The organism is Bradyrhizobium sp. GW821-FHT13H05 (genome assembly GCF_058804065.1).
Map to the genome: position 1 here is coordinate 60894 of NZ_JBXAPO010000001.1, position 18611 is coordinate 79504.

Here is an 18611-nt window from a genome sequence, read left to right on the forward strand (position 1 = left end):
GCATTTTCCCTTCACGAGTTATCGAACATCAAAACATGGCGGAGAGAACCATGGCAAACGATAAGCGGCGACCTGACGCCCGACCGCTGGCCATTGATCTACAGCAGTTGCGACTTGCAGTGACCGCGGCAGATATTGGTAGCTTTCGGCAAGCCGCGGATGTGTTGCGGCTTAGTCAACCTCGGTTGAGCCGATGTGTCCGCCAGCTTGAGCATTCGATTGGGGTGGTCGTGTTCGAGCGATCGAGCGGTGGTGTGAAGCCAACACCCGGCGGCCGCGAGTTTCTCAGGACAGCGCGAATAATCTTGGAGCAAGTTGATACGCTCGTTGCGAGCGCAAAAACAACCAAACGCGGAGAAACCGGTAGATTAGCCGTAGGCTTCTGCACGTCTCTTTCAACGGGGAACCTGCGTGCGACGCTGCTCGATTTCAAGGTAAAATTTCCGCATATCGAACTCCTTACCGTTGAACGATCGCGAACGCGCCTGACGACTGCGCTACGAAACGGAGCACTCGATATCCTCGTCGTGACCGGTGCTACGCCTCTCCTGGAGAACAAGACCCTCCCGCTCTGGAGCGAGCGCATTTTGGCCGCCTTGCCAGAGGATCATCCCTTGACGACGCGCGACGTCGTTTTGTGGACCGAGCTTCGGAATCAAACAGTTTTGCTTAGCCAATATGACCCCGGACACGAACTTGAGGACATCCTGATTTCCAAGCTCCCGTTACCTGGGGACAGGCCTCAAATAGAGCGCCACGACGTCAGTCGGGGCATCATCAAAAGCCTGATCAGCATGAGGCTCGGGATCAGCCTGGTAATGGAATCCGATATCGGTGCCAGCTTTGCCGGTTTGGTTTATCGCGAATTGCGCGACGGGATCCGACCGAGCTACCTGAGCTTTTCGGCACATTGGCGCGGCGACAACGAAAACCCAGCCCTTCATAGCTTTCTGAAATTGCTCGCCGAACGTTACCCTTCTCCAGTTTCTGGCGAATGAACTGCACGACGCCATTTCGCAAATCCCCGATCCGTTGCCATGAATCGCATAAGCATGGGCGCGATCAGCTTTGACGGATCATTGATCGGCTGGCCGGTTTCACGTGCGAGGGCTCCCGCATAGGCGACGAGATCTCGATGCACGGCAGCCGGCAATTCAACGGTGACCTTGACGGGCTTGTCATTTGGAAGCGCCCCAATCTTAAGCTTGGCCATCTTCATTCCTCACCCTCTGTAAGGCTCTAGTACGAGGTCGCGATTAACGATCACGCGAATCGGAAATCCCGGCCTGATGGTTAGCGTTGGCTGGATGTTGAGATTGCGTTGAACAATCTTCTGGCCAGTCTGATTTAGGCTATCGCTCGATCCGCGGCGAAGGGCCTGGATGATGTCACCGTTGTTGCCGGTGTCGGAGCCGGCTCCCAGTTCGCTGCCGACAGCCAGCAGCGTCGAAAGGGCTGCAGCCTTGAACAGCTCGCCCCAATGGTTGTCGACTTCATCTTCCAACCCTGAATATCCTGCCGCATCCGCACCTGGCTGTCGCTCCAGGACGATCGAACGACCATTCGGCATGATCAGGCGTGTCCAGACCAGCAGCACGCGTGACTGACCGAATGCGATCTGGCTGTCATAAGTTCCGATCAAGCGAGCTCCCTGCGGGATCAGCAGCAAGCGACCGGAGGGTGTGTCAAAAATATTCTCGGTCACCTGCGCCGTGATTTGCCCGGGCAGATCTGAACGAATGCCCGTGATGAGAGCCCCAGGAATAACCGTCCCTGCCTGCACCACATACGGCGAAGCGGGTTTCGTGACGCGGTCCGGGCTTGTCGTACGGCGATCGACCGACGCATTGACGAAGGCAAGTTTGCGGTCCTGGCCGTTCTGCGCAAAGCCGTCGTCGGTTCCCGGCACGGACGATGCGGCGGCTCGGTCCACGCTCGAAGCCTGGGCTGCAGCGGGCGTCGTCTCGCGGACGTTGGTGGAGGCGAACAAACGGCTAATGCGCGCGGCTTCGATCTCCTGGTCGCGGCGCTGCTGCTCCTGATCGAAGCCCGTCGTGTTTGTGGTTGGCGGCTGTCCCTGAGCGGCAAGGATTGGCCGGCCGAGATCACCAGGAAGCGGTGGGCCCAGCGAGGGCACCTGGCGAGGAACACCAGTATAGTCCCGCGGCAAACCGGCGAGGCCATCAGCGACGGTGTGATGATCGGTGCTGTAGAGTTCGTCCGGCGCGGGTCCGCGGGAGCGATTGTTTTGCAGAGCCCAAATCACGGCACCCCCAACAAGAACCAATGCGACGGCGGTCCCTCCCGCCAGGACCTTACGGGACAGCCGCGTGACGCGGGGATGATCTGCCCTTAACCGGAAGCCGTGCGCCAATTCTTCCGACCTGTTCGGCTCGCCGGGCTGGCCGTTACTGTCATTGCTCTGAAGTGTGCTCATGACGACGGCCTCCCGTCGGTCCGGACAATCCGGACTTTCTGCTGATGCTCGCCACCGAGCCGCAACTCCGCAGCCGCAAAGAGCCGGTCGACAATGAGGACGTTGCCGTAGGCGCGGTAGTTCACGATCTCGGTCTTGCCGTCATGGCCAATGACGAAGAGAGGCGGCATCTCGCCTTGAACGATTCCCTGCGGGAACTCGATGTAGACCTTGCGTCCATCGTCATAAGCGGTGAGCGGCCGCCAGGGCGGACCGTCGCCCTCAATGGCATAGCGGAAACGACGCTGCGTCGGATCGGGTAACACAGGCGTCAAAGCCACGGGCCGCACCCTGCCCGGCCGCTCTTCCGGATAGTACCAGGCGACTGAAGGCATATAGGGTTTTTCGCGGGCGCGTAACTCGATCAGGTAGGTGCGCCGATCGGTGTTGACGACAAGATTGGTTTCGATCGAAGCGCGAGTCGGCTTCACCAGGATATGGACGCGGCGGGTATCTGCGTTGCCACTTTCCGTATCGCCGACCACCCAACGAACGGTGTCGCCTGCCGCGACCGGACCCGATCCCGTGAGTTGTTCGCCTTCCTCGAGCGCGATATCGGTGATTTGTCCGGGCGCGGCATAAATCTGGTACAGCGCACCTGGACTGTAGGCATAGACCTGTGCGGCGTTGAAATATCCCTTTTTGCGTGGTTCGACACGCGCCGCACTGTTCGCGGTCTCAACCCGGCTCACCGGCTCAGTCTCCTCCTTGCTACCGGACTTACCGCCTAGGGCCGGCTTCCAGAGTGGCGGGACATGAAGCGGCCGCAACTTGTCGTCGGCAGGCACGGGCGGCGGAGGCAATGGCGGAACGTCACTGTCGTAGCTGATCTCGGGCGGCCTAAACGTGGAGCAACCAGCCAAAGCAGAAGCGCAAAGCAGCAGTGCCGGAAGTATCGCCCTTCGGAGCGCCGAACCATCTGACCTGAATGAGACGGAGCGACTGCATGAAGTCCGGCGCGGAGAAGCCATATTACGAAATAACGTATTCATTGCCCCAGCTCCTTCGACCAGTTGATGGCGTGGACGTAGACGCCGAGGGGATTCTTGCGCAGCCGATCGGCGTCGCGCGGCGTCTCGATCACGACGGAGAGAATGGCAGTCCAGCGCTCGGTTGAACTGAGAGATCCGTTGTCGTAGGCCCGTTGAACCCACGCCACCCGAAAACTCTCCGACGATGCGCGAATAACACTTGATACCTCGACCGACACCTGCACTTTGCCGAGCCTGGCAAAGGGATCGTTGGTTCGGGCGTAGTCATTGAGAGCGGCGGCACCGCGATCGGTCGTGAAGTCGTAGGCGCGCAGCCAATTCTGACGCAGCACGATGGCGTCAGCCGGCAGACCCCTGACATCCTCGATAAATCGCGCCAGGTGATAGGCGATCTGCGGGTCTGTCGGCTGGTAGTCTGTATTGGCCGGTGCCACCCGTTGTGCCTGGCCGAGACGATCGACCTCAACCACCCAGGGTGTGATCGTGCCTTGGGTCGATTGCCAGACAAGGCTGCCGGCGAGACCCGTCGACAGCGCGAGGCATCCGAATGCCATCAATCGCCAGTTCTTTGCCTGCACGCGGGCTGATCCGATACGGTCGTCCCAGACTTGCGCTGCTTTTTGATAGGGCGTGACGGGCTCGGGCGTGCGGCCGTAGTGAACGGAAGGACGTTTAAACATCAGTGGTTTCCTTCAGAGAGATCGATCGATGCGCCGCCTCCACCATGGTCGCCGGAGCGAACGGCATGGGTGACGGCTGATGCGCCATGGCTGACGGTCTGGGCACGCTTCATGCGCCGCGCCCAATCGGGCGGACCATCCGGCGCGGTGTTCCCGGTCTCGGCAACGGAGCCCCCTGTGGTTGGCGCCTGCCCAGCCGATTGAGCGCTGTTACTGAGAGTTGCCGCGGCCCGACGCAACGGGCTTGCCGCTGCCGAGAGCCCGGCATCGGCGACACCGCTGAGGCCGCCACTGCGATAAGCCGCTGACGCACCGCTTGTGAGCGCGGCGCCGCCCCGCGCGGCTCCTGCTATCGCTCCTCCGGCAAGCCCGGCACCGCCCGCAGTCAAGCCGGCGCCGGCGGCAACAATGCCGCCCGCTGCAAGTCCGGTCCCGACCGCGGCACCCGCCCCGAGCTGAGGTCCGCCAGACACCAGGCCGTTAGCGATCCCAGGACCAAAAATGCCGAGGCCGAGCAGTGACAGTGCCGCGAGCACCAGCGCCATTGCGTCTTCGATGGTCGGCTGTCCGCCGTTGAACCCAGACGTGAATTGGGAGAACAGAGTCGAGCCGATGCCAACAATGACGGCAAGAACCAGGACTTTGATGCCCGACGAGACGACGTTGCCAAGCACACGCTCAGCCGCAAATGCGGTCTTTCCGAACAACCCAAAGGGTATCAGCACGAAACCAGCAAGCGTCGTGAGTTTGAATTCGATGAGGGTCACGAAGAGCTGGATTGCCAAGATGAAGAAAGCGAGCAGCACAACGACCCAGGCGAACAGCAAGACGACGATCTGGACGAAGTTTTCGAAAAAACTGATGTATCCCATCAGACCTGAGATCGAGTCGAGGATCGGCCGGCCGGCATCGAGGCCAACTTGGGCGATCCGCCCTGGCCGCAAAAAATCTGCGGATGACAGGCCTGTGCCGGAGGCTTTGAGCCCGAGACCGGCAAAGCTCTCGAACACGATACGAGCGAGATTATTCCAGTTGCCGATCAGGTAGGCGAAGACGCCGACGAACAGAGTCTTTTTGACGAGCCGTGCGATCAGATCGTCGTCCGTGCCCCAGCTCCAGAATAAAGCCGCGAGGGTAATGTCGATGGCAGCCAACGTCGTTGCAAGAAAGCCAACCTCGCTGCCCAGAAGGCCGAAGCCAGAATCGATATAGCGGGTATAGGTATCGAGGAACTGATCGATCACGCCGGTGCCGGTCATGGCTTACTCACTTTCCGGGAGGGCCACCGACGGATAACCTTGCGGCATCCGGCTCTGATCCTTTGGCGGCGTCTCAGACGGTTGGCTGGAGAGCGCGTCACTGCCAGCGGGAGCCGTCGGACTTCTCTTCTGACCGAAAAACCGGCGTCGGTTCTCAGCCCAAATCTGACGACAGTCGTCGTAGGTTGCTGTCTGTTCCGGCGTGACCGTTCGGCACCGCGCGAGACTGGAACCAATCGTGCCCGTGGTCTGTGGACCCGCCGAATTTGACGCCGTTTCGTCGCCATCACCGCGGAGCTGGATGGCGCATGCCGCCATCACCAACATCATGGATCCGGCCGCTGCGACAATTGGCAGTCGTTTGAACCTGCTGAACGCGCTCATCAATGAAACATCTGCACGTCTTGGGATTGATAGCCTTGGCCCGGGGTCAGAAACCGCCGCAGCTGCTCGCGGCCCTGATCCTGCGCCGCCGCGCGTTGAGCCGCTTCAAGGCTCTGCGCCCTGCCCTGGGCTGCGACGGTCGCCGTGAGATCGGCGAGTTGCTGAGTCTGAAGCGCAAGGATCTGGTTGCCGGCCTGCGTCGCCTGTAGGGCGCCGCTTGCGCCCTGGCTTGAGGTCACCAGCGCCGACGTCTGGGTGCGGTTGGTGTCGAGGTTGCCGACAACGCCGGCCTGCACACGCAAGGCGTCCTGCAGCGCGGCGACCGAGTTCTGCCAACGCGATTGCGCGTTGGTGATGAGTGCTTGATTGGATTGGCTGCTCGTCGCCGGCGCATAATTGGTCGAGAACGCGCGGTCGATCTGTTGAACGTCGTAGGCAATGCGCTGGGCCTGAGCGAGCAGTTGCTGGGTACGTTGGATCGACGATTGAAGTTGCTGCAGCGACGAGTATGGCAGGCTCGCCAGGTTTTTCGCCTGATTGATCAGCATCTGCGCCTGATTTTGCAGCGACGTAATCTGATTGTTGATCTGCTGCAGCTCGCGCGCCGCTGTTAGGACATTCTGGGCATAGTTGTTGGGATCGAAGACGATCCATTGCGCAGATGCCGGCGACATGGCAGCAAGCGACAATGCGACAGCGCTCGCGGCTGCAAGAACCCAAAGACGTCTCATAACGATGGCTCCAGATTGCTCAGATTGGGGATCAGATCAGTGGCCCACGAAGCGTCGCGATGTCGGAGCCAGGCGAGCACGAAGCCGTCGCGGCCGTGTTCTGCGAGCAGGCGCTCGATTGCCGCCTGATCGATCTTGGAAGAAGCCGCAGTAAAAGCGAGCGCGACTTCGCCCAGACCCAGCTCGAACATCCGGTTGCCGCGGCGGGATTGGCAGTAGTAGTCGCGCTTCGGTGTTGCCCGGCTCAACAGCTCGATTTGCCGGTCGTTGAGACCAAAGCGGCGATAGATCGCCGTGATCTGCGGCTCGATCGCGCGTTCGTTCGGCAGCAATATGCGGGTCGGACAGCTCTCGATAATGGCGGGTGCGATCGCCGAGCCATCGATGTCCGAGAGCGACTGGGTCGCGAAAATGACGGAGGCGTTCTTTTTGCGCAACGTCTTCAGCCATTCGCGCAATTGTCCCGCAAAGTCTTCGTCATCGAGCGCAAGCCAACCCTCGTCAACGATGAGAAGGGTCGGGCGGCCGTCGAGACGATCTCCAATGCGATGGAAGAGATAGGCAAGTACCGCGGGTGCGGCGCCGGTGCCGATCAATCCTTCGGTCTCGAACGCCTGAACCGATGCTTCGCCGAGACGCTCGAGCTCCGCATCCAGCAACCGGCCATAAGGGCCGCCCAGGCAATAAGGTTGCAGGGCCCGCTTCAGCGCGCTCGACTGGAGCAGCACCGACAAGCCTGTCAGGGTGCGCTCCTGGATTGGCGCCGAGGCCAGCGACGTCAACGCGGACCACAGATGGTCCTTTGCCTCGGGCGTGATCTCGATCTTTTCCCGCGCCAGGATCGCGGCGATCCATTCGGTCGCCCAGCCCCGCTCGGAGGCATCGTCGATCCAGGCCAGCGGCTGCAGCGCAACAGGTTCTGACGCATCGTCCGACAGCGCACCACCCAGGTCATGCCAGTCGCCACCCATGGCGAGAGCAGCCGCCCGGATCGATCCGCCGAAATCGAAGGCAAAGATCTGCGAACCCGGATAGCGGCGGAACTGCAACGCCATCAGCGCCAGCAGCACCGATTTGCCGGCGCCGGTCGGACCAACCACCAGCGTATGACCTACATCACCGACATGGAGGGAAAATCGGAACGGGGTCGAACCCTCGGCTTTTCCGAACAGCAGAGGCGGTGCCGCGAAGTGATGGTCCCTCACCTCGCCGGCCCAGACCGCTGATAGCGGAATCATATGGGCCAGGTTGAGGGTCGAGACCGGTGATTGCCGGACATTGGCATAGGCATGTCCCGGCAAACTGCCGAGCCAGGCTTCGACAGCGTTCACCGTCTCAGTCATCGAGGTGAAATCGCGCCCCTGGATCGTCTTTTCGACCAGACGCAGCTTCTCATCGGCCACGCGCGGGTCGTTATCCCATACGGTGACAGTCGCCGTGACATAGGCTTCGCCGATCTGGTCGGAGCCCAGTTCCTGGAGCGCGGCATCGGCATCCATAGCCTTGTTGTGGGCGTCGGTGTCGAGCAGCGTCGATGCCTCGTTCGTCATCACCTCTTTGAGGATGGCGGCGATCGACTTCCTCTTGGCGAACCATTGCCGGCGGATCTTCGTCAGCAATTTGGTGGCATCCGTCTTGTCCAGCATGATCGCACGCGTCGACCAGCGATACGGGAATGCCAGGCGGTTCAACTCGTCGAGTATTCCGGGCGTCGTCGCGGTCGGAAACCCGACGACAGTGAGAACGCGAAGATGCGATGCCCCCAATATCGGCTCGAGGCCGCCGGTCAGCGGCTGGTCCGCCAGCAGCGCATCGAGATACATCGGGGTCTCGGGCACCCGAACCCGATGACGCTTCGTCGACACGCAGGAATGCAGATAGGTCAGTGTCTCCGGGTCATCGAGCCAGGCGCATTCGGGCATAAAGCCCTCGACCAGTTGGAGCACCCGATCGGTGCGGTCGACGAATCCGCGCAACACCTCGCGGGCGTCGGCGTTCTCGGTCCGATCGCGGCCCTCATACAGAAACCGTTCGGCCCGCGCGGCGTCCTCGGCGGGCGGCAGATAAAGGAAGGTGAGGAAATAGCTCGACTCATAGTGAGCTCCCGCCTCCTCGAACTGGGCTTTCCGCTCGGCATCGACCAGGGCTGACGCCACATCCGGAAACGTGCTCGCCGGATAGCGGCTGGCAGAATGACGTTGAGCCTCGACAAAAACGGCCCAGCCCGAACCGATTCGGCGCAAGGCGCTGTTGAGGCGGCCAGCGACGGCGACGAGTTCGGCGGGCACTGCGCTGTCGAGATCCGGTCCGCGGAACCTTGCGGTACGCTGGAATGAACCGTCTTTGTTGAGGACGACGCCCTCTCCAACCAATGCGGCCCAGGGTAGGAAATCCGCAAGGCGGGTATTTGAGCGGCGGTATTCGGCAAGATTGATCATGACCGTGAACTCAAATGCTGAGATGACCGGGAATGCGCAGATGACGGCGCACCACATCGACGAAGGCGGGATCACGCTTGGCGGCCCAGACCGCGGCCGCATGGCCGATCGCCCAGAGCAAGAGACCTGCGATCCAGAGCCGCAGACCGAGACCAAGAGCGGCTGCGAGCGTGCCGTTGACGATGGCGACCGCCCGGGGCGCGCCACCCATCAGGATCGGTTCGGTCAGCGCCCGGTGCACCGGTGCGACAAATCCAGCGACCGGCTCGTCCATCAGACCAGGACCCCGCCGCCGAACGAGAAGAACGATAAAAAGAAGCTCGAAGCGGCGAAGGCGATCGACAGGCCGAACACGATCTGAATCAACCGGCGAAAACCACCGGAGGAATCGCCGAAGGCGAGGGTGAGACCGGTGACGATGATAATGATCACCGCGATGATCTTCGCGACCGGCCCCTCGACCGATTGCAGGATCTGATTGAGCGGCTGCTCCCACGGCATATTGGAGCCGGCAGCCCAAGCCGGAACCGCAGCGAATAGAACCATGCCTGATGCGGTGAGCGACATGCCACGTAGAGAAAGAGATGATGGAGGTCTCATGTTTGGTCTCCTGCTGGTGAAAGATTGTAGTCGCCGGCGGGTCCGAGCCCGGTGACGCGGGCGAGTTCGGTGAGACGACGATCCGCGCCGCGGCCGGCTAGCACGGCGACGATGTTGATGGTTTCTGCGATCAGGGCGCGCGGGACAGTGATGACCGCTTCCTGGATGAGCTGCTCTAGCCGGCGTAGTGCGCCGAGCGCCGTCCCGGCATGAATGGTGCCGATGCCGCCGGGATGGCCGGTGCCCCAGGCCTTGAGGAGATCGAGCGCTTCGGCGCCGCGCACCTCGCCGATGGGGATGCGGTCCGGTCGCAAACGAAGTGACGACCGCACGAGATCTGACAGTGAGGCCACGCCGTCCTTGGTGCGCAGGGCCACGAGGTTCGGCGCCTTGCACTGCAGTTCGCGCGTATCCTCGATCAGCACGACGCGGTCAGAGGTTTTGGCGACTTCCGCAAGAAGGGCGTTGGTCAACGTGGTCTTGCCGGTGGAGGTACCGCCAGCGACCAGAATGTTTCTGCGCCCAGCAACTGAACTCCGCAGGGCCTCAGCCTGCTCCGAGGTCATGATGCCGGCGGCGACGTAGTCGTCGAGCGTGAAGACGGCGACCGCTGGCTTGCGGATAGCAAACGCCGGAGCCGCGACAACCGGTGGCAGCAGGCCTTCGAAGCGTTCTCCGGTCTCGGGCAGTTCAGCGGAAACGCGCGGCGCACCAGCATGCACTTCCGCACCGACGTGATGCGCCACCAGCCGAACGATGCGTTCTCCGTCAGCGGCCGAGAGGGTCTCTCCCGTGTCGGTCAAGCCGCTCGACAGCCGGTCGATCCACAACCGGCCGTCGGGGTTGAGCATGACCTCGACGATCGAGGCGTCCTCGAGGTATCGCGTAATAGCGGGTCCAAGCGCGCTACGGAGCATGCGCGCGCCGCGCGATATCGCTTCTGCTTGAGCCGAATGAATTGCCACCGCCGCCCCCAACAAAGAGGCCGCTTAAGAAAGCGCCCTCTGATGGGGATGAATAGAAAAGGCAGGAATTGGCCCGGCGCAACAACGCTCCCAAGGCGATCGTAGAATGGCGTAGAAAGAGAAAGGCTAGGCGAGATGGGTGATACCGTAGACTCTGCTATCGACGATTGGCCACGAAGATTCAGGCTTCGGCTCGCTCAGCTCGAGCGAGCCGATAGCGCGTCCAGCTTTTACCGGCTTAGCTAATTTGCTGTGGTCGCAGGATGGCGTGGAAAAATGAGGCACGTTCTCAAAATGCGTGTCCCACAATGACTGTCAGACCCGCAGCCTCGAGCCGGCCGGCGAGTGAAGCGGACGGTGGAGCATCGCAGATCAGCCGCGCGAACTGCTCGGCCGGTGCAATCCGCGCCAGGGCCTGCCGGCCAAACTTGCCGGCATCGCAGATCGCGATGGCCTCGCGGGCGCGGGCGATGGCGATACGCTTCACGGCGATCTTGTCGATGTCAAAATCCATCGGTGAGCCGTCATCGTCCCAGCCGGATAGACCAATGAAGGCGAAGTCCAGCCGCAGGTCGCGCAGCGTTGCGGTGACACTATCACCAACCAGCGAGCCGTCGTGGCCGCGCAGAAGGCCGCCGGCGACAACGACCTCGATGCCGTCGCGACCCGCGAGCTGGCGGGCGGCGGCGAGGCTGTTGGTAAATACGCGCAGCGACGTGTGCCCAGTCAGCGCGCGGGCGACCGCCTCGGCGGTGGTGCCGACATCAACAAAGACACTAGCGCCATTGGGCACGAGCCGGGCTGCGGCGACGCCGATGGCGAGCTTAGCCTCGACGGCGAGCTCCTGCTTCTCTGCGTAACCGAGCCGAACCACGGACGTGTCGGAAGCGGCGGCGCCCCCGTGAAAGCGCTGGAGCATGCCGCGTTCGTCAAGGCGAATAATGTCGCGGCGAACGGTCTGGGCCGACACCGCGAATTGCTCGGCGAGCCATTCGACGGTGGCATAGCCGCGGCTGCGCACCAGCGAGAGCAAGGCAGACTGACGCTCGTTCAAGCCATCTGCGGGTGATTCGTCTATGGACATAACTTGGAAGATATCTTACATTTAGTATGGAAAGAAGCCGAATGGCCAGCTAAATACAAAGAATAATGTAAGTAAACATACATAATCTTTAGTAATGTATGTTTTTTTCCAAAGGGACGGATCCGCCTGATGCCGCTATTTACCGCCTGCTATCTGGCCTATTTGGCGATTCCAGTTGCGCTACTGCTGGTCGGATCATTCGGCGGCAACTGGACCAATAGCCTGCTGCCGAGCGGCGTAACCACGCGCTGGTATGCCGAGATCCTTGCCGACAGCTCGTTTCGGCGCGCCTTCAGCACCAGCCTGATCGTCTGTGCGGCCACCTGCGCGGCGACGGCCGTGATCGGGGTGCCAGCCGCCTACGCCATTCACCGCGCCGCGCAGCGCCAGGTCCGCGCCGCCATACGAATCCTCGCGCTGTTGCCTGTCGCTGCGCCGCCGCTGGTGCTCGGCTTCGGCTTCATCCTGATTTTTTCGTCGGAAACGGTGCCGTGGCTCGGCTCGCTGTGGCTGCTGGTCGCCGGCCAAGTCGTGTTGACGCTACCCTACATCATGCAGACCGTGGCCGCGGACATGCGCCATCTAAACCTCGACCTGCTGGAGAGCGCCGCGGAATCCCTCGGCGCCGGCTTTGGCGAACGCTTCGTCTCCATCGTGCTGCCCAGCCTGCGGCAAAGCCTGATCGCCGGCCTCGTGCTGGTGGCGACGCGGGTAATCGGCGAATTCCAGTTCTCCAATTTGGTCGCCGGGTTCCTGTGGCGGCCTTATCCGGTTGTGTTGCTGCAAGCCTTCTACGGTGCGACCGGCTTCGCCTGCGCCGGCACCGTGGTGCTGCTGCTGTTGGCGATGCTCGGCGGCTTCGGTTCGGCCCTTGCTGGGCGGGTGACGGCATGAGCATCGCGGTCGAAAATCTGTCTTATACCTATGGTCCCGGCACCGGCGGCGTCGAAGATATTTCGCTGAGTATCGCGCCTGGTGAATTCTGTGCGGTGATCGGCCCGTCCGGTTGCGGCAAGTCTACGCTGCTGAAACTGATTGCCGGTTTCCTCGGGCCTCAACGAGGCCGGATTTGGCTCGGGGGCGACGACATGGCGCACCGGCCGCCAAGGGCACGCGAGCTCGGCGTCGTATTCCAGAATTACGCGTTGTTCCCGCATATGAGCGCGCTAGACAACGTGGCTTACCCGCTCAAGCTGCGCGGCATTGACCGAGCCGCTCGCCGTCACCAAGCGGCCGAGGCGCTGGAGCGCACCAGACTCTCCGGACTGGACGATCGCCTGCCGGCCGAATTGTCCGGCGGCCAGCAGCAGCGCGTCGCGCTCGCTCGCGCGCTCGTATTCCGCCCACGCGCGCTGCTGCTGGACGAACCGCTGTCGGCACTGGATGCCGCCCATCGCGCCTCGATGCGCGACGAGATTCGAAGCGTGCAGCGCGCGTATGGCATTGCAACCCTGCATGTCACCCACGATCAGGAAGAAGCGCTCTCGATGGCTGACCGGGTTGCCGTGCTGAATGACGGCCGGCTGCTCCAAGTGGCGACACCGACCGACCTCTACGACCGTCCGACTTCGCGCTTCGTCGCCGGCTTCGTCGGCACCGCCAATTTGGTGGAAGGCGTGCTACGCGCGCCGGACGTGGTGGAGACCGCGATCGGCGTGATCGCTTGCGCGCCGTCGCCGCTGCCTGCCGGGAGTAAGGTGACGGTCTGTTTCCGGCCCGAGACGTTGCGCACCGCGGCGCCAGACGCCACCGGCCCCAACTTGTTCAGCGGCGAAATTCGTCGCGACCGCTTCCTCGGTTCGATTCGCCGTTTCGACTTCGCTGTCCCTGGCGGGGAACTGCTCGCCGAAACCGCGTTTCGAGGCGAGGTCACCCGTCTGCAGCTGCCGCCGGAGGCCGTCCGGCTATTGCCCGCCTCCTGACTCACTTACCGACCTCTTGCAACCAACCCTCCTTAAAGGAGATATTCATGAAGCACCTGATCATTTCCGCGCTCGTCCTTCCTCTCGCCTTCGGCCTCGCAGCTCCGGCAGTGGCCCAGACCGCCGCCGATTCGCCGGAACTCTATCCGGGTGAGAAGACACTGTATGATGCCGCCGCCAAGCAAGGCATCGTGATCAGCTTCGACACGGGCCCGACCTGGGCCAACTGGGCTGCGGAATTCGCCGCCTTCAAGAAGCGCTATCCGCAGGTCGAGATCACCTATAACGATCTCGGCTCGGCGGCGACTGTGGTCGCGCTGGACAAGGCCCGCAACCGCCCGCAGGCCGACACCGCGTATTATTTCGCGGCCTCGGCCTACGACGCCGTCGCAAAGGATGTCGTGACGCCATTCAAGCCAGTGAATTTCGAGAAACTGCCCGAAGTGTTTCGCGATCCGGAGGGGCGCTGGTTTGCGGTGCATTCGCTTACGGTCGCCTTTATCGTCAACAAGAAGCTGATCAAGGAAGTACCGCAGTCCTGGGCTGACTTGCTGAAACCGGAGTTCAAGAACAGCGTGGTCTACCTCGACCCCCGCTCCACCGGTCTCGGCCAGGTGATCAGCTTCGCCGCTAATTTCGCCGCCGGTGGCGACATGAGCAATCTTTCGCCGGGCTTCGAATATTTCAGCAAGCTGCACAGGGGGGGCAGCGTACTGCGGGTCGAAGGCACGACGCCATATGCCAAGTTCGTCAAGGGCGAGATCCCGATCTGGATCTCCTACGAGAATGACGGGTTGAAGGCGAAATATGTCGATGGCCTCGGCGACGATGTCGCGGTCGTGATTCCGAAGGAAGCCTCGGTCGCCGCGCCCTATGCCATCAGCCTGGTGAAGAACGGCCCCAATCCGGATGCCGGCAAGCTCTGGCTCAATTTCGTGATGTCGTCGCGCGGCCAGGCCATCTTTGCCGAGGGCTTCGTGCGTCCCTCGGTGCCGGGCATCGAGTTGCCGCCGGAGGTTGCCACCAAGTTGCCGCCAGCGCCACAGGTGAAGCCGCTCGACGTCGGCGCCGCGGCCAAGGCGAAAGCCGCGATCGACGCCGGCTGGGCCAAGGCAGCGTTGGGTAATTGACGGTGAAAGATCGGACAACCGTTCTTCATTTGCTGATGATCGCGCCAGGCGTTCTCACGCTCGGCGCCTTCTTCCTGGTGCCGCTTGGCAGCGTGCTGGTGGAGGCCGGCCGTGAGCACGCGCTGGTGCGCTTCTTCGGCAGCCCCGATCTGCTTGACGCGCTGTGGCGCTCGGTCGTGCTCGGCGTAAGCGCCGGCCTCGTCGCATTGATCGTGGGCGTGCCAGTGGCGCTGCATCTATCGCGCATGTCGCCCCGCGCCCGTGCCGTGCTGCAGGTACTGATCGCATTGCCGCTGACATTTTCCGGCCTGATCGTCGCCTACGGCTTCATCCTGGTGCTCGGCCGGGCTGGTTTCGTCACGCTGCTACTGGCCGAACTCGGCGCCGATCCGGCCACGGTCTCCAGCCTGCTTTATGGCCCATTCGGGCTGGTGCTCGCCTATGTCTATTATCTCAGCCCACGGGTGATCCTGCTGCTGCTGCCGGTGCTCACGAATTTCGACCAACGCCAGTTGCAAGCCGCCGAGTCCCTCGGCGCCAGTCGGATCCGCGCGCTGGCCGATATCCTGCTCCCGCAACTGGCGCCGACGCTGTTCTCCGCCTTTTGCTTGGTGAGCGCTGTGGCGATCGGGACTTATGGAACCGCACTTGCGCTGGTCGGTACCCAGATCAACATCCTTCCGCTGCGGCTCTATGGCATGGTCTCCGATGCCGGCGCCGACTTTCCCCTGGCGGCCGCGACTTCGCTGGTCCTGCTCGTCGTCTGCACGCTTGTGATGGGCGTCTCCGAATTCGTCGCTGCGTCCACAGAGGTCCGCCATGCTCGTCATTGATCGTTCCCTTCGCTGTCTCCATGCCGGCGCCCATGTCTATGACACGGCCAGCCGGCGCTGGGTCGCAGCCGCGCCAGCGGATGCGGCCGAGCCGATCACCGCACGCGAGGCCATCGCCTTCCTTCAACGCGACGGTGGCCGCCCCTTTCGCGCCCCGATCGGGGTGATCGGACCGAACGAGGCGACGCCGGCGCAGGAGGCTATAGCAGAACAGGTCGGCGCGCTGCTCGGCAGCCTCGGCCTTGCGGTGATCTGCGGCGGGCGACAGGGCGTGATGCGAGGCGCGGCGAAGGGTGCGTCGTCATCGGGCGGCATCGCCATCGGCCTACTGCCCGATTCCGATCCCGATCTCGCCAATCCCTTCGTCACGGTGGCGATCGCCTCCAATCTCGGGGAGGCGCGCAACGCCATCATCGCTCAAGCCAGCCATTGCCTGATCGCGATCGGCGACAGCCACGGCACACTATCGGAGGTCGCGCTCGGGCTGCGCCTCGGCAAGACCGTGTTCGGCCTCGCGGGCGCCGCGACGCTGGCCGAGGTCCGACAGATGCGCGACGTCGCCGAACTCGGTGATGCACTGGCGGCGCTATTGCTGCAGCTGCCCGCCGCCTAAGCGGCTCTGGACAAAAAAGAAGGACCGGCAAGATAGCTTGGAAACGTAAACTAGATCAGGGTTCTCCGAGCTTCTCCTGACGGACGATATCTTCTGGAATCTCACGTAGAAAGCTCTGTCCCTTTTGTAGACGGCGTCCGAGCGCCTCGACAAATCCTTCAAAGCGTTCCCGGCCTTTCGTTTGTGCAGCAGCCTGGGCATCGTTCGGTAACGGTGGCGTGATCGTCAACCAGAAGCGGATGAAGAGAGCCAAGGTTTCAGCCGTCAGACCGACGTCACGCTCCAGCCGCTGCATCTGCCGCGACAACCGATCGAGACGACGGGTAAACGCTGCCTCGCGCCTGTCCGCTCCGTCCGGGGACAGAAATGACGCGACCGCGGCTTCCACGATCGCCGATCGAGAAAGCTTCTTGCGGTCGGCAAGATCGGCGATCTGCTTTAAAAGCTCCGGCGGGAAATACACATTCATCCGGTCCCGCATGGTCTCACAACTCCATGCCGTCATTCGGGTCGAGCGAGACCTGGCGGGCGATGCCACGCATCTGCCGACGCAGAAGGCGGGCCCGACTGGCGGCATCGTCCGACTCGTCATCGAGCACAATGGCGAACTCTTCAGCCGGCCTCGTATCAGTCGTCTCCTTGACGATGGCGACGTGATCGGGAAGCTCGGGTTCGCGGCGCAAGCCACTATTGGCAGCATCCTTCTCCGCCTTCTCAATCTCACCAAGCAGCACGGCGTCCGGTGTCTGCGGTGTTAAAGCTGACCACCCATCCGTCCGTGACGACCGGCCGGACTTCGCGGGATCAGGCGGCGTCAGCACCCGTTCGGTGAAACGGTGATCCTCGTAATAGCGAGCTTTCTTCGCCCGGATCGGGGGCGTACCGGCAACCATGGCGATCTCGTCAGTGGGCGGGAGCTGCATCACCTCGCCCGGCGTGAGCAGCGGCCTTGCCGTCTCCTGCCGCGAGACCATGAGGTGACCAAGCCACGGATTCAGCCTGTGACCAGCATAGTTCTTCATGGCGCGCATCTCGGTCGCTGTACCCAGCGCATCGGAGACACGCTTCGCCGTGCGCTCGTCGTTGGTGGCAAAGCTGACGCGGACATGGCAGTTGTCCAGGATCGAGTTGTTGGCGCCATAGGCTTTTTCGATCTGGTTCAGCGACTGCGCGATCAGAAAGCTCTTGATGCCGTAACCTGCCATGAAGGCCAGCGCGGATTCGAAGAAGTCGAGCCGGCCAAGCGCCGGGAACTCGTCGAGCATCATCAGGATACGATGACGGCGATCCTTCGCATGCAGGTCCTCGGTAAGCCTGCGGCCAATCTGGTTCAGCACCAAGCGGATCAGCGGCTTGGTCCGCGAGATATCGGACGGTGGCACCACGAGGTAGAGCGTCGCGGGCCGCGGATCGGCGATCAGATCGGCAATCCGCCAATCGCAGCGGCAAGTGACCTCGGCGACGACAGGGTCGCGATAGAGGCCAAGGAACGACATGGCGGTGGAGAGCACGCCCGATCGTTCGTTGTCAGACTTGTTCAGCAGCTCGCGCGCGGTCGAGGCAACGACGGGATGCGGACCGTGTCCGCCGAGGTGCGGCGTGGTCATCATCGCTTGCAGCGTCGTCTCGATCGGCCGCTTGGGATCCGAGAGAAACGCGGCGACGCCGGCCAGTGTCTTGTCCACCTCGGCATAGAGGACATGCAGGATCGCTCCGACCAGCAATGAATGGCTGGTCTTCTCCCAATGGTTCCGCTTGTCGAGCGATCCCTCCGGGTCGACCAGCACGTCGGCGACGTTCTGGACGTCACGCACCTCCCATTCGCCGCGGCGAACCTCGAGCAGCGGATTGTACGCCGACGACTTGGCGTTGGTCGGATCGAACAGCAGCACGCGGCCGTGCTGCGAGCGGTAGCCGGCGGTGAGCTGCCAGTTCTCGCCCTTGATGTCGTGAACGATCGCCGAGCCCGGCCAGGTCAAGAGAGACGGCACGACAAGGCCGACGCCTTTGCCGGAACGGGTCGGCGCGAAGCACAGCACATGCTCCGGGCCGTCGTGACGGAGATAGTCATGGCCGAGCCGGCCGAGCACGACCCCATCGGCGCCAAGCAGCCCGGCTCTCCTCACCTCACGCGGTTCCGCCCAGCGCGCTGAACCATAGGTCTCGACGTTCTTCGCCTCGCGCGCTCGCCAGACCGACATGCCAATCGCCGCAGCGATCGAGATGAAGCTGCCGGACGCGGCTATGTAGGCGCCCTCGACAAAGACCTGTGGCGCATAGGCGTCGTAGATGTACCACCACCAGAAGAAAACCGGCGGATAGTAGACCGGCATGCCGGCGAGTTTGAACCAGGGCTGGCCGAGTTCAGGCTGGAAGCCGAGCCGCCACGCCGTCCATTCAGTGGCGCCCCAGATCGTGAGCAACACGATCAGGAAGACGACGGTGATCTGGCCCCAGAGGATTTTGGTCGCGTACATGGCCGTCGTCCTTCTTGTGATTAGGCG

General features: G+C 62.5%; 20 protein-coding genes. 6 read left to right on the forward strand and 14 right to left on the reverse strand.

The features are described from left to right. Positions 1 to 50 precede the first annotated feature (50 nt). The gene (locus AC1RR3_RS00255; RefSeq protein WP_492818182.1) at positions 51 to 998 is read left to right on the forward strand and encodes a LysR family transcriptional regulator; all 948 of its coding nucleotides are present in this window, start codon (positions 51 to 53) and stop codon (positions 996 to 998) included. On the opposite strand, the gene AC1RR3_RS00260 is transcribed toward AC1RR3_RS00255, so the two are convergent. The 12 genes from AC1RR3_RS00260 to AC1RR3_RS00315 form a co-directional block, all read right to left on the reverse strand. Then, positions 971 to 1213 carry a DUF2274 domain-containing protein gene (locus tag AC1RR3_RS00260; RefSeq protein WP_492819748.1) on the reverse strand — a complete coding sequence of 81 codons (243 nt, stop codon included), beginning with the start codon at positions 1211 to 1213 and terminating at the stop codon, positions 971 to 973. The two genes, AC1RR3_RS00255 and AC1RR3_RS00260, sit on opposite strands and share 28 nt — an antisense overlap. Positions 1214 to 1222: 9 nt before the next feature. After that, entirely contained in the window at positions 1223 to 2437 is a 1215-nt protein-coding gene (locus AC1RR3_RS00265) for a TraB/TrbI/VirB10 family type IV secretion system protein (RefSeq protein ID WP_492818184.1), read from the reverse strand. After that, positions 2434 to 3468: a P-type conjugative transfer protein TrbG gene (gene trbG / locus AC1RR3_RS00270; RefSeq protein ID WP_492818186.1), complete on the reverse strand. Its 1035-nt coding sequence runs from the start codon at positions 3466 to 3468 to the stop codon at positions 2434 to 2436. The genes AC1RR3_RS00265 and trbG overlap by 4 nt, the downstream gene beginning before the upstream one ends. Further along, on the reverse strand, positions 3465 to 4148 hold the full coding sequence (gene trbF / locus AC1RR3_RS00275) for a conjugal transfer protein TrbF (protein ID WP_492818188.1): 684 nt from the start codon (positions 4146 to 4148) through the stop codon (positions 3465 to 3467). The genes trbG and trbF overlap by 4 nt, the downstream gene beginning before the upstream one ends. Next, positions 4148 to 5407 carry a P-type conjugative transfer protein TrbL gene (gene trbL, locus AC1RR3_RS00280; RefSeq protein WP_492818190.1) on the reverse strand — a complete coding sequence of 420 codons (1260 nt, stop codon included), beginning with the start codon at positions 5405 to 5407 and terminating at the stop codon, positions 4148 to 4150. The genes trbF and trbL overlap by 1 nt, the downstream gene beginning before the upstream one ends. A gap of 3 nt (positions 5408 to 5410) precedes the next feature. Further along, positions 5411 to 5791: a putative entry exclusion protein TrbK-alt gene (gene trbK-alt, locus AC1RR3_RS00285; RefSeq protein ID WP_492818192.1), complete on the reverse strand. Its 381-nt coding sequence runs from the start codon at positions 5789 to 5791 to the stop codon at positions 5411 to 5413. After that, positions 5791 to 6522, reverse strand: a complete 732-nt coding sequence (gene trbJ, locus AC1RR3_RS00290; protein WP_492818194.1) for a P-type conjugative transfer protein TrbJ — start codon at positions 6520 to 6522, stop codon at positions 5791 to 5793. Before trbJ ends, trbK-alt begins: the two co-directional genes overlap by 1 nt. Beyond that, the gene (gene trbE / locus AC1RR3_RS00295; protein ID WP_492819750.1) at positions 6519 to 8960 is read right to left on the reverse strand and encodes a conjugal transfer protein TrbE; all 2442 of its coding nucleotides are present in this window, start codon (positions 8958 to 8960) and stop codon (positions 6519 to 6521) included. The genes trbJ and trbE overlap by 4 nt, the downstream gene beginning before the upstream one ends. A gap of 10 nt (positions 8961 to 8970) precedes the next feature. After that, positions 8971 to 9234, reverse strand: a complete 264-nt coding sequence (locus AC1RR3_RS00300; RefSeq protein ID WP_044587821.1) for a VirB3 family type IV secretion system protein — start codon at positions 9232 to 9234, stop codon at positions 8971 to 8973. Next, entirely contained in the window at positions 9234 to 9527 is a 294-nt protein-coding gene (locus tag AC1RR3_RS00305) for a TrbC/VirB2 family type IV secretion system protein (RefSeq protein ID WP_492819752.1), read from the reverse strand. Before AC1RR3_RS00305 ends, AC1RR3_RS00300 begins: the two co-directional genes overlap by 1 nt. Before the next feature lie 29 nt (positions 9528 to 9556). Continuing rightward, complete coding sequence (trbB, locus tag AC1RR3_RS00310) at positions 9557 to 10477, reverse strand: P-type conjugative transfer ATPase TrbB (RefSeq protein WP_492819754.1); 921 nt, start codon at positions 10475 to 10477, stop codon at positions 9557 to 9559. A gap of 337 nt (positions 10478 to 10814) precedes the next feature. After that, on the reverse strand, positions 10815 to 11579 hold the full coding sequence (locus AC1RR3_RS00315) for a DeoR/GlpR family DNA-binding transcription regulator (protein ID WP_492818197.1): 765 nt from the start codon (positions 11577 to 11579) through the stop codon (positions 10815 to 10817). 159 nt (positions 11580 to 11738) lie between these two features. Between AC1RR3_RS00315 and AC1RR3_RS00320 the strand changes: the two genes are divergently transcribed. From AC1RR3_RS00320 to AC1RR3_RS00340, 5 genes are read left to right on the forward strand one after another with little or no spacing between them, the layout of a single operon-like run. Then, the gene (locus AC1RR3_RS00320; RefSeq protein WP_492818199.1) at positions 11739 to 12503 is read left to right on the forward strand and encodes an ABC transporter permease; all 765 of its coding nucleotides are present in this window, start codon (positions 11739 to 11741) and stop codon (positions 12501 to 12503) included. After that, positions 12500 to 13531 carry an ABC transporter ATP-binding protein gene (locus AC1RR3_RS00325; RefSeq protein WP_492818201.1) on the forward strand — a complete coding sequence of 344 codons (1032 nt, stop codon included), beginning with the start codon at positions 12500 to 12502 and terminating at the stop codon, positions 13529 to 13531. The genes AC1RR3_RS00320 and AC1RR3_RS00325 overlap by 4 nt, the downstream gene beginning before the upstream one ends. Before the next feature lie 47 nt (positions 13532 to 13578). Beyond that, complete coding sequence (locus tag AC1RR3_RS00330) at positions 13579 to 14661, forward strand: extracellular solute-binding protein (protein WP_492818203.1); 1083 nt, start codon at positions 13579 to 13581, stop codon at positions 14659 to 14661. 2 nt (positions 14662 to 14663) lie between these two features. Then, on the forward strand, positions 14664 to 15494 hold the full coding sequence (locus AC1RR3_RS00335; RefSeq protein ID WP_492819756.1) for an ABC transporter permease: 831 nt from the start codon (positions 14664 to 14666) through the stop codon (positions 15492 to 15494). Further along, positions 15481 to 16107, forward strand: coding sequence for an SLOG cluster 4 domain-containing protein (locus AC1RR3_RS00340; protein ID WP_492818205.1), 627 nt, complete (start codon positions 15481 to 15483; stop codon positions 16105 to 16107). The genes AC1RR3_RS00335 and AC1RR3_RS00340 overlap by 14 nt, the downstream gene beginning before the upstream one ends. A gap of 55 nt (positions 16108 to 16162) precedes the next feature. Here the strand turns inward: AC1RR3_RS00340 and AC1RR3_RS00345 are convergent, their stop codons facing one another. Then, positions 16163 to 16588, reverse strand: coding sequence for a CopG family transcriptional regulator (locus AC1RR3_RS00345; RefSeq protein WP_492818207.1), 426 nt, complete (start codon positions 16586 to 16588; stop codon positions 16163 to 16165). A gap of 4 nt (positions 16589 to 16592) precedes the next feature. Further along, positions 16593 to 18584, reverse strand: coding sequence for a conjugal transfer protein TraG (locus AC1RR3_RS00350; RefSeq protein ID WP_492818209.1), 1992 nt, complete (start codon positions 18582 to 18584; stop codon positions 16593 to 16595). Positions 18585 to 18611 lie beyond the last annotated feature (27 nt).